The sequence below is a fragment of the Pseudonocardia sp. ICBG1142 genome, assembly GCF_020496255.1.
GTDB lineage: Bacteria > Actinomycetota > Actinomycetes > Mycobacteriales > Pseudonocardiaceae > Pseudonocardia.
Genome location: NZ_JAHLJC010000017.1, coordinates 17,224 through 27,681, shown reverse-complemented (window position 1 = coordinate 27,681; position 10,458 = coordinate 17,224). Strand labels below are relative to the sequence as shown.

Annotated in this window: 10 protein-coding genes; 3 read left to right on the top strand and 7 right to left on the bottom strand. The window is 68.7% G+C overall.

Annotation, left to right across the window (positions count from 1 at the left end; all coding sequences use genetic code 11):
- Positions 1 to 275: 275 nt before the first annotated feature.
- A complete protein-coding gene (locus KPL59_RS13055) occupies positions 276 to 677 on the top strand; it encodes a hypothetical protein (RefSeq protein ID WP_226360934.1) in 402 nt (133 codons plus the stop codon).
- Here the strand turns inward: KPL59_RS13055 and KPL59_RS13050 are convergent.
- Positions 674 to 1,216 carry a phospholipase A2 gene (locus KPL59_RS13050; RefSeq protein ID WP_226360933.1) on the bottom strand — a complete coding sequence of 181 codons (543 nt, stop codon included), beginning with the start codon at positions 1,214 to 1,216 and terminating at the stop codon, positions 674 to 676. The genes KPL59_RS13055 and KPL59_RS13050 overlap by 4 nt on opposite strands.
- A 370-nt stretch (positions 1,217 to 1,586) precedes the next feature.
- On the opposite strand from KPL59_RS13050, the gene KPL59_RS13045 reads away from it, so the two are divergent.
- Together KPL59_RS13045 and KPL59_RS13040 are read left to right on the top strand one after the other, a co-directional pair.
- Positions 1,587 to 2,402: a replication initiation protein gene (locus KPL59_RS13045; protein WP_226360935.1), complete on the top strand. Its 816-nt coding sequence runs from the start codon at positions 1,587 to 1,589 to the stop codon at positions 2,400 to 2,402.
- Positions 2,390 to 2,707 (top strand): hypothetical protein, encoded by a 318-nt coding sequence (locus KPL59_RS13040; RefSeq protein WP_226360932.1) that lies wholly within the window; start codon positions 2,390 to 2,392, stop codon positions 2,705 to 2,707. The genes KPL59_RS13045 and KPL59_RS13040 overlap by 13 nt, the downstream gene beginning before the upstream one ends.
- Positions 2,708 to 3,087: 380 nt before the next feature.
- Here the strand turns inward: KPL59_RS13040 and KPL59_RS13035 are convergent, their stop codons facing one another.
- The 6 genes from KPL59_RS13035 to KPL59_RS13010 all read right to left on the bottom strand — a co-directional run bounded on the left by KPL59_RS13035 (position 3,088) and on the right by KPL59_RS13010 (position 9,193).
- Complete coding sequence (locus tag KPL59_RS13035; protein WP_226360931.1) at positions 3,088 to 4,299, bottom strand: DUF3631 domain-containing protein; 1,212 nt, start codon at positions 4,297 to 4,299, stop codon at positions 3,088 to 3,090.
- Positions 4,296 to 4,691 (bottom strand): hypothetical protein, encoded by a 396-nt coding sequence (locus KPL59_RS13030; RefSeq protein WP_226360930.1) that lies wholly within the window; start codon positions 4,689 to 4,691, stop codon positions 4,296 to 4,298. The genes KPL59_RS13035 and KPL59_RS13030 overlap by 4 nt, the downstream gene beginning before the upstream one ends.
- Entirely contained in the window at positions 4,688 to 5,074 is a 387-nt protein-coding gene (locus KPL59_RS13025; protein WP_226360929.1) for a hypothetical protein, read from the bottom strand. Before KPL59_RS13025 ends, KPL59_RS13030 begins: the two co-directional genes overlap by 4 nt.
- Positions 5,075 to 5,298: 224 nt before the next feature.
- Positions 5,299 to 7,620, bottom strand: a complete 2,322-nt coding sequence (locus KPL59_RS13020) for a cell division protein FtsK (RefSeq protein WP_226360928.1) — start codon at positions 7,618 to 7,620, stop codon at positions 5,299 to 5,301.
- Positions 7,617 to 8,897: a hypothetical protein gene (locus tag KPL59_RS13015; RefSeq protein WP_226360927.1), complete on the bottom strand. Its 1,281-nt coding sequence runs from the start codon at positions 8,895 to 8,897 to the stop codon at positions 7,617 to 7,619. The genes KPL59_RS13020 and KPL59_RS13015 overlap by 4 nt, the downstream gene beginning before the upstream one ends.
- A complete protein-coding gene (locus KPL59_RS13010) occupies positions 8,894 to 9,193 on the bottom strand; it encodes a hypothetical protein (RefSeq protein ID WP_226360926.1) in 300 nt (99 codons plus the stop codon). The genes KPL59_RS13015 and KPL59_RS13010 overlap by 4 nt, the downstream gene beginning before the upstream one ends.
- Positions 9,194 to 10,458 lie beyond the last annotated feature (1,265 nt).

Here is a 10,458-nt window from a genome sequence, read left to right as displayed (position 1 = left end):
GCGGTACCCACTCGCCGCGGACGAGTTCGACGACGGCGTATGGCGACCAGCAGCGGCGCGGTCGGCTGGGCCCGCCTGCGTCGGAGGCAAGCTATGCACATAGCTCCGGCTAAGTGGGCGCCGCAAAGGAGTGGTCCCCGCTGGGGTGGGGTCGCTGCGCTGGCGTCGGTGGCCTGCGACGAGGAGTGTCTGGCTGAGGCGTGCCGAGGATGGGCTGAGCCGAGGAAGCGCGGGGGCGATGGGCGATGATGAAATTGGTTTCAGCGGGTGGAGCGTTGGGTGCGTTCGCCTTCTTCTGGGTTCTCATCGGTGACTTGTCGTCACCGGAGGGACGTGTGCATCCGTCGCATCTGTGGGGACCCGCTCCTGCTGTTCCTTATGGAGTTGAGCTGAGCCTGGGAATCTTCGGTGCTGTGATTTTAGTGGTTGCCCTGCGGTACGTGTGGAAGTTGAAGCGCAGCGCAAGCGGCGACCAGCGATATGTTGTTTTCATCCCTATTTTTGCGACCGTAGGGTTCTTTGCTGCTCTCTACGCGCGCTGCGTGACAGCTGCCCATGTTGATGTGAACTTCTCCATGGTCGCGGGGAAGTGGTTGTCGACGGCAGCGATTGCCTTTCTGGTTTTTTCTGCGATTGTTTATGATGTGATGATCAGTAAGTCAGCTCGTCGGGCTTAGCGCCCGAAGAAGGCGTTGCTTCCTTCGGAGCGAACGGCGGTGTAGGCCAGTGCAGCTTGATTGAGGCAGTCTTCTGCGGTGGTGGCGGGAATTGCCCAGGCTTCGCAGGATCGGTTCAGCTCTACGCGGAAGCGTTCGTCAGCGTAAGAGCGGGCTGCTTCGGTGAGCGCTAGGCCGAGTCCGCCATCGGATTTTCCGTAGTTGCGGTAGGCGAAGTCATGCTGAATGCAGGCGTCTTTGAAATAGGCCGGATTGATGGGGCCGCTGCAGCCGTCGGTGCGGAGGTTGAACGGCCGCCCCGGTGAGGTCTTGTCGGCTGTGACGAACGCGGCGGCAGGCAACGCCATCAACTCGTTAGCTTTGCCCAGTTCTGGGCTGGTGGGTGGCGGCGGCCCGGTCTGAGCGAGAGCAGTCCCGGCGCTGAGGATGGTCAGGACGCCGATGGCCGCAGCAAGAAGCCCGACGCCCCGCGGGAATCTCACCGAGCGCGGGTCCGTCGACGGACGAAGCCGATCAGCGGTAGCGGTCCGGAAGAGCATGCGCGGAGTAGATCAGTACGGCCTGGCTTTACGTCGCCACGCCGCCCGCGTGTCGTTAGAGACAGGTTGCAGACTAGGCACTAGCTTGCAGACTAGGCGCGAAGCCAAGTCAGATGTTCCGCGCACGCGCAGAAGGAGAGCGCGTAGCTCCTCGCCCTGAAGCCGCTCCCCACCCTGTCCGGAGGCCCCCGTGCCCGAGCTGCCCCCCGCCCCCGCTGCGGGGGCGCCCCCGTCCGGTCCGGTTCCGGTGTCGGCTGCGGTGGAGGAGGTTCTGGCTGCGGCGGATCTGGATGCGTGGGAGGCGTGGGACGGGTTGTGGCTTCCGCGTCGGCCGTTCGCGGCGGATGATCCGTCGCGTGGGGTGTACCGGATGTCGCGGCGGCGGGCGCTTGCTCGGGAGCTGCTGGAGGCCAACTGCGCGGGGATGGTGAACCTGGTGGTGATCGACTGCGACGAGCCGGACGCCGAGCTGCGCGGGCTCTCGACCCGGGACAGTCACGCGTTGCCGAATCTGATCATCAGCAATCCGGTCAACGGGCATGCCCACCTGGGGTGGGTGCTGGCCGAGCCGGTGACCACGACCGACTACGCCCGGCTCAAGCCGCTGGCGTATCTGACCTCGGTGCTGGAAGGGCTACGCCGGGCCACGGGTGGGGATCGGGACTACGGCGGGCTGCTGACGAAGAACCCGTTCCACCCGCGCTGGAACGCCCATCACGTGCACTACCACCGCTACAGCCTCGACGAGCTCCACGCCCCCCTGGCGGCGTCGGGGTCGATGCCCGAGCCGGGCTGGATGCGCCGCAAAGCCCATCTGCTCGACCCGTCGGGTCCGGGGCGGAACTGCGCGTTGTTCACCGGCGCGCGGCGGTGGGCCTACCGGGAGGTTCGTCACCACTTTGGCGACCCGGACGGGCTGGAGGCCGCGATCCGGGCCGGAGCGGTCGAGCGCAACCAGGGGTTCAGCGACCCGCTCCCGGCGGCGGAGGTGCGGGCGATCGCGGACTCGATCAGCCGCTGGATCCTGACCCGCTCCCGGCTCTGGCGGAACGGCCCGAAGGCCTACGAGGAGACCTTCCACGCCATCCAAACCGCACGCGGGCACAAAAGGGGCGAGCTGAAGGCGGCACAGACGGGACAGCTTCGTGGTCGTGTGGAGCGGGAGGCGTTCGGATGGGAGCGCTGAACCCCCGACGCCGCAAACGCACCGCCCGCGAGGTCGCCGCCCGCGCCGGGGTCTCCGAACGCACCGTGCGCGCCATCGCCGCCGAACCCCGCGCGGAGTACCTCGCCCGCGCCAAAGCCCGCCGCGCCCGCGTCACCGCGCTGCGCGACCAAGGACTCACCTACAAGCAGATCGCCGAAGCCACCGGCGAAACCCGGGACGCAGTCGGGTACCTGATCTACGAAGCGCGGCAACACGGTGAATGGGACGAGCCGCAACGAGTGCACGCGTCCGCCGCCCGCCGCGTACTCAAGGCAGCCTTCTGACCCCTCAGATCGTCGGAGAGTCATCAGGGGTCCTCTGGTACCGGACAGGCATGATTCGCCCGGCAGCGAGGACGTGAGGGGGCATTATGGCGCTGTTGTGGCACTCTTGACCGCCCTGAGTGCCTGCGGTGTCGAGGGAGCTCAGGTTCCGAGAGTGCTCTCCGAGTGGTCACGCAGAGTGAGATTTCAGGGGATGTCCCAAAACAGCCCTCAACCCGGGGCAACCCGGTACACCCGGTACACCCTGGCTATTTCCCCAGGTAGCACCTCTATTTTTCCTGTACCGGGTTGAGGGGGTGTACCGGGTCGACCCGGTACACCCCCTCAACGAGCCTGGCGCTCACACGAGCCGAAGATCGCCCTGAATGCGCCCTGGCCAGCTACGATGTCGACTCGACGACCATCTGACACTTATCGTCGCTGTCAGTGACCAGGTCGGGCGTGTAGCGCCGCCAGGCGTCGGTGAACGCGTCGCGATGGAAGCCCCTGGTCTTCCCTAGTCCGGGGAGCCGCATCTGTGTGGACTGAATGTCGTACTCGGCGAGCAGGACACCGAGTCGTCGAGCGGTGAGTCCTTCGCCGCGTGGTCCGTAGTCCGCCCACGGTGCCTCCGGGTCGGCTCGGAGCTGTTGGAGGAGCCGCATTGTCGGCAACGCCTGCTCATCCCCGAACGCTGCGTGGCAGTCGGCGAGCAGCCGGATGCGTTCGGACCGGTCGTCGCCGGTGTCTTCGTCCTGGAGGGCGAGGATCGCTGTGCGGGCGCGGTCGGGCCAGTGCCCGCCGGCGTGGTCGGCGACCGCGATCAGCGGTTCCCAGGTGTCGGCGGCCCGGTCCTCGACCGGCATCACGGGTTCGGCGGCTTCGAGGGTGGGCAGGTCGTCGCGGAGCCAGCTGTGCAGGCGTTCAGCGAGCTTCTGGAGGCGTGGCCGGTCGCGGCGGTGTCGATACGGCGCCACCTGCTCTCCGGGTGCTCTGCGGCGCATCTGGACGACCACGGCGCGGTCTTCGATGGTGTCGGGCATGCGTCCGATCCCGGCCAGGGCGGCCATCGCGAACGTGGAGATGGACTCGACGCGGTTTTTGGCGAGGTCGTAGCGCTTGGCGGGGCGGTTGCGTTGGTGTCCGGCGTTGAGCAGGCCGCGGAGGTCTTCGTGGCCGGTGGCTGCGGGTCCGAAGATCGTGTCGGCTTCGTCGACGAGCATGGTGGGTGGGTCTGTGGTGATGGAGCGGTAGACCGCTGCGGGGGTGGCGTTGACGGTGATGAACGGTTGGTGGCAGGTGCCTTCGACGACGTCGAGGAGGCGGGATTTCCCGCAGCGCTTCTCCGGCGCCCGCACGACCAGGCGGGGTGCGTGTGCCCAGGCGGGCTGGGCGTGGGTCGCGGCGATCCACAGCACCACGCCGACGACGGCGGCGTCGGAGGGCAGCGCCACGTAACGCCGGAGGGCGGTTTCGAGGTCGTCGAGGATCACCGCCCCGTCCACGTCGTTGCTGGTGGTGCTGTTCGGGGGCTCGGGTGTCGGTGTGTCGAAGGTGCCGGATCGGGAACCTTCGGCCTGACCTGTGGGTTCGTCGTGGTCGTGGGTGTTCACGTGCTCCTCCTGAAGGTGGTTGCGGGTGTTGCGGTGGTCGGGTGGTGTCGCCAGAGGCGTCCGGTGACGTCGGGCTCGGCGGGGTGTTCGGTCCAGGTCTCGGTCGGGGCGTAGGCGCGCAGCTCTGCTGCCGGGTGGCCGTCCGGGTAGCGGGCCGAGGCGGTCTGCATGTCGGTCAGATCGGCCCGCCAGTACCAGCGCCCGCGCCAGGGGTCGTCGACCAGGACGGCGAGTTCGCGTCCGTCGGCGACCTGGACCGCGAGCCGCGACAGCCGGTGCGTGGCCGGTGGGTGCTGCCGCGTCGCTTCCGGTCCTCGCCCGCCCTGGGGGCGTGCTGTGGTCCGGGTCGACTTGCCCACGACCAGCTGCTGGGCTGCGGCGGTGGCGGTCATGCTGCGTCCCCGCGCGCCCATCGGGCCGGGTCGCCGTGGGGCGGGTAGCGGCGGCGCATGAGTTCGGCCAGGGACGGCTGCCGGGCGAGCCCCGCGGCGCGGTAGGCGATCGACATGGCCTTGCTGGCGTCGCGCAGCGCGGTCCAGTGGGCGTGGCGCAGGTCGGCGACCTCGACCCCGACCCGGGCGGCGACCAATAGCGGCGCCGACGGCTGCGCTCGTCCGAGGACGGCGGCGAGGACGGCCGGGTCGAGGTGTCCGATGACGTCCAGGGCCTCGGCCCGGTCCGGGTCGGGCAGGCGTGGGATGGGGATCGCCAGGGCCCGGGACGGGAGCGGTTCCGGTGGTTCCGGTGTTTCAGGATGGTGACTGTGGGTGTGCATGAGGTCTCCTGTTTTGAGCATGGCGAAGGGGAGGGAGGGAGGCACCGAAGTGCCTCCGTCCCTGCTCAACTGCGGGTTTCAGAGGGGTGTTGGAGGGGGTGGGTCCCTGGGGTCCCTGGGTGACTGTCGGTGCAGGTCATCCCAGGGAGGGAGGCGTCAGGGACCGGTCAGGGAGGGGGAGGGAGAACTCCCTGCCTCCCTGACGCCTCCCTGGCCGCCTCCCTCTAGAAGTAGTCCTTCTGACCAGGCCCGAATTCATCACTGTCGGTGATGGATTCGTGGGTGGCGTCGGTGTGGGCTTCGTGGAGGCGTGCGGCGCTGAGGACCATGACTCCGTCGGACTTGTAGGGCCGCGCGTCGGCGGGTAGTTCCTCGGCGAGGCGGGTGAAGGTCCACGACCCGTAGTGGGCGCGGTCGAGTTCGGTGAGCGCGGCGAGGGCTTCCTGGGTGCGCATCCGTTTGTGCCCGTGAAGGACGTGGAGCAGGTCCTCCAGGAGGTCCCGCCGCGCGGACGCCGCCGGGGGCTGCGCCGGTCCGGTGGTAAGCCCGGCCTCCTCGCGCAGTTTCACCGCCCGCTCGCCGATCGGCGTCAACTCGTCAACGCCGTCACCGCGTTGGATGTAGAAGCAGCGCATCAACCCGTCCCGGGGGCCGAAGCCGGTGGTCATGGCGGTGCCGAGGTCCCCGAGATCGACGGTGCCGTCGCTGCCCACGGTCATGGGTTGCAGGGTGGTGGCGGTGATGCCGGCGGTGTGCTTTCCCGTGCCGAGGATGGCGTCGTTGCCCTGGTGGTCGCCGATGGCGAAGCACGCCCGGTTGGACAGGACCTTCGCCACCGCCCGGGGCAGGGACTCCGCTGATGGGACCGGCGTGGCGAACAGCAACGTGACGCCGTACTTGCGTGCCTTCGCGACGATCTTGGCGACCAGCTTGGCGGCCTCGGAGCCGACGGGAGAGACGAACAGCTCCTGGCACTCGTCGATGACGACCACACGCGGGCGCATCGACCGATCGCTGGCGGCGAGCTTGCGCGTCAGCTTCGGTTCCCCGGCTGCGGACAGTTTCCGTCCTCGTTGCGACAGCTCCGACATCAGCTGCTTGAGGCCGTCGAGGACGGTCGGCACCTTGTCCGGGTCGTCGGAGACGAACAGGGTGCGGGCGACGGGGGCGAAGGGGTCGTAGTCGGCGTTGTGGGCCATGCAGTAGATGTCGATCTCGACGAGTGGGTCGAGGATGGCTCCGGCGAGGACGTTGATGATGAGGGTGGATTTGCCGGAGCCCATCATTCCGGCGATGCCCCAGTTGGTGCCGAACAGTCGTCCGGTGACCAGGTCGGAGCGTGGGGTGACGCCGACGGGGACACCGGTGAAGTAGTCGGTGGTCCCGTCGTGCAGCAGCGGCCACGGCGCGACCGGTTTCGTGAGGCTTCCCTGGTCAGCAACCCACAGGTCCAGCACGCCGGGCTTGTCCTTCGGTTCGGTGGGCCACACCTCCACCGGGAGGCGCAGCAGGTTGTGGGCGAGGACGTCTTTGCGTTTGTTGAGCATCTCCACGGTGACGCCCTCAGGCAGCAGGAACTGGCAGTGCCAGCCGCGCCCGTCGTGGACGGGTGGGAGGTTCCAGCGGGGTGTCCAGCCTTGCTTGAACTTGCTGTTGAGTGCGCTCAGGCCGAGGTTGCGCAGCGCGTTGACCACGGCGCTTTCGTCGACGATCACGCCCCGCCCGGTGACGTCGTCCTCGACGTCAGCGGGCGGGGTGGTCCAGGTGGGTGCCTCGGTGCGGGCCTTCCCGAGCGCCCACAGCCCGACCACGGCCCCGCCCAGCGCCACGCTGGTGAGGGCGGTGGCGTAGACGGTCACGAAGGTGACGGTCCAGGCGACCGTGTCGATGACCCCGGTGATGGGGGTGATGACCAGGGAGATGTCTTTCGCGGCGATGGCGAGAACAGCGCCGAGGCCGAGGAGCATCCCGAGCGCGATCAGCGCGCCGACCCCGGCAGCGCGCACCCAGGCCAGCGGGGCGTTGATCCAGTCCATGACCCGGCCATGGCGCCGGGCCTTTTCGGCGACGTCGCGGGCCTCCCACTCCAACAGGCGGTCCTGGTCCCCGGCTGCCTCGGCGGCGCGCATCTGCCGCTCATACCGGCTGGTGCCGTGGGTGTCGCGCCAGCGCTGGATGAGGACTCCGGCGCCGGAGAACACATAGAAGGTGTTGCGGACCAGGGCTTTCGTGCTGGTGACGGTGACGGGGTGGGTCGCGGCGGCGAGGGCGCTCCGGCCTGCGGCGTGCAGGTCGGAGCGGTAGAAGTCCCGCCGCGACACCACCACGTCGGTTCCCGGCGTCGAGGCGGTGTCTGTCTGCGGGCCGCATGCCTGGTCGACGATCTCGCCCTCGATGACGACCGTGTCCTCGGCGGCGGGGTGGTGGTTGTCGGGCCGGTGGTGCAGGGTGATGACCGGCGCCAGCCTGTTGTCCCCTGATGACGCGTGGTGGGCTGGGCTGGCGCCGCCGACCTTCTTGTTCTTCTCGCGGTCGTCGTCGGTCATCGCGTGCCTCCGGTCTCGCCACGGACCTCGTCGCGGAGTTGGCGGGCACGCGCGGCCGAGCAGCGCAGGGCGCGGCGGATGGACTCGGCCGAACCGGGGTCGACCCGACCGTCGGCGACAGCGGCGCGGAGGAGCTGGCGAAGATCATCGAGGGTGCGGCCGGTCGAGGCGGGTTCAAGATCATGGTCGGGGTCGACTCCGAGGGTCGACGATGATCTTGGGTGGGTCGACTGTCGCAGGTCAGACCTCGACTCCCAGCTCGACTCCTCCGGTCGATGGTCGAGGACGGCGACACCGCCCCCATGATCATCGTCGGGGTGCGAGTCGACCCCGGAGCCGAGGTAGTCGAGGGCCGGGTCGGCCTCGTAGTCGAGGTCGTCGGTGAGCCGGGAGCCGACGCAGCCCGCGCCTTCGACGAGGTCGGCGAGTGCCCAGTCCCAGTCGTCGGTGCGATCGATAGTGACCGGTGTGACCGGTCGTCCCGGCGCCGTCGTCGCGGCCAGGGACCGTCGGTGGACCTGGTAGGTCCCGGGCCGGTAGGCCAGCTCGGCGGTCCCGTCCGCCGCGATGACCGCGACGGCGTCGCGGGCGGCGAGGCGCCGTGCGCGGTCGGTCTTCGACGCCACCAGCGCCTTGAGCCGGCTTTCCCGGCGCTCGGCCCGCGGGCGCGGTGCTCCGGCCAGGGTGAGCTGGTGCGCTGCGACGCCTGCGATGGACACGACCGCCATCACCACGGCGGCTGTCCAGCCCTGGTCGAGGCCGTGGAGCAGGTTCATCCCGGCTGCGACCAGGGAGAACAGCACCACCCCGGCCTGCAATCCGGCCACCGGCCGGTCCGGGGCTTGGTGGCGGGAGGCGACGATGGCGAGGGCGAAGGCCCACATGCCGAGTTCGGTGATCCCGGCCAGCAGGACACCGAGCGGGCCGTAGATGGTCTGTCCGTAGGCGGCCAGCGCGGGTGCGGCTAGGGCGAAGGACAGGAGCGCGATCGGGTAGATCAGCAACTCGACGACGTGGGTGGATGCCCAGGTCAGCGTGCGGGTGCGGGCTGCGGCCCGTGCGGCGCCGCGTGCCTGTCGCTGCTCGGCCCGTCGACGTTCAGCCGCTTCGCGGTCGGCCTGGGCGCGGTCGCGGCGGGCGTTCTGCTCGGTGATCCGTCGCTGCGCGGCAGCGTCGGCGGCCTCCCGGTCCAGGCGGGCGTCCAGAGCGCGGCTCTCACGTCGCTCGGCTGCCCGCGCCGCTGCCCACGAGGTCGAGGAAGAAGATGCGGCGGTCACGCCCCGGCCCTCCCTTCGACCTGCTGACCAGCCGAAACCCGTTCAGTGGGCGATACAGCGGCCGATGAGACGGCGTGTGCGGTAGGCGGCTCGCCTCGGGTGGTTGAGCCCGGGTTGGCGCGGCGGGCGCGCCGGAGGCGCAGCTCGGCGGCGATCCACCAGCCGATGGCGAAGCCGAGCGGCGCGGTGAACCACCAGGTCAGGCCCACCGTCGCGGCGAGCAGCGTGCCGACGGCGCCGAGCTCGACGGCCCGGTCTCGGACGGCCGCAGCGACACGGTGAAGCAGGGCGTTCATGCCGCCTCACCACTCGAAACAGTCCGCTGACCAGCAGAAACGACCACAGGCCGCCGGTGCGGGAGTACGAGCAGACGCCCTGCGTCCGGCTCACCTGATGACTCGTCGGCCGGTGCGGGATCGTGGAGGAGGTCGCCGTAGAGACGGTCGATGACCTGCTCGGTCAGACCATCCGGACACCACGAAAAGCCCAGGTCAACGCCGGGATCATGGTCACTGTCGGGGGAGTCTGGAAGGAAAGTTCCACCCACCGGTGGAGACGTGCAGACGCCAAGGGCAGCATGGCCCATAGCCGATCACCTGTCCTAACAGGTCGTTCGGTTAGGTCGCCGCCTTGGGCTGTTACCCGGGGCGGTGACCGCAACCCGGCGGGATCACCGGACTGCCTATCCAGCTAGACACGACGCCGCACCGCCTGTCAAGCACCAGTCTCGAACCGGCTCGCGCCACCCCTCCCTACCTCAGGATCGGTCACGTTCCGTGATGATGGCGCTCAGAGCGCCGACTGTCCGCTGTTTGTACTGGTCAAACCGCCTGTGTGGCGTTCTTCGGCTCGCGTGAGCGCCAGGCTCGTTGAGGGGGTGTACCGGGTTGACCCGGTACACCCCCTCAACCCGGTACAGGGGAAAAGTGCGTGTGGCCTGCAGGAACGTTCGAGGTGTACCGGGTGTACCGGGTTGCCCCGGGTTGGGGGTCGTTTCGGGACATCCCCCGAAATCGCACTCTGCGTGACGAGTCGGGGGCTGGGGTGGCGCGCGGCGGTGGTCACGGTTTTCGGTGGTGCGTGGTTGCGTTTCCGGCGCTATAGATTGCGGCGCTCTACAGGTGTTGCTGAGGGCTCCCCTGCCGCCTTTTCTGCCGCTTGTGGTGCCGGAGGGCTGGGCGTTGTCAGAGCTACGAATGAGGGCCTTTTTGCTTTAGGGCGGGTGGCGCTGGGAACGGTATTGACGTGACTGGTTGTGCGGTTTCAAAGGTGCCGCAGGGTGGATTTAGTATCTGCCTGCACGGTGTTTTGGTGTGTGCAGGAGCCCCCGCATCCGCCCGATGCGCGATCCGGCGGATGTGGGGGTTGTCGCGCTATCGTTGAGGTCGCGTGTCCTCGGTACTGTCGGCCTGACAGGTGGCCCAGTAACTCCCGAGAGGGGTTTTGTTACTCCCGAGAGAACACAAGATCGTTTTCGGGGCCGTCTTCTGGACTTGCCCCGGGGTGTTCTCGAGTCGGTCATTGCTGTGACCTGCTGTTGTGTGGATGGTTGAGTGAGTTC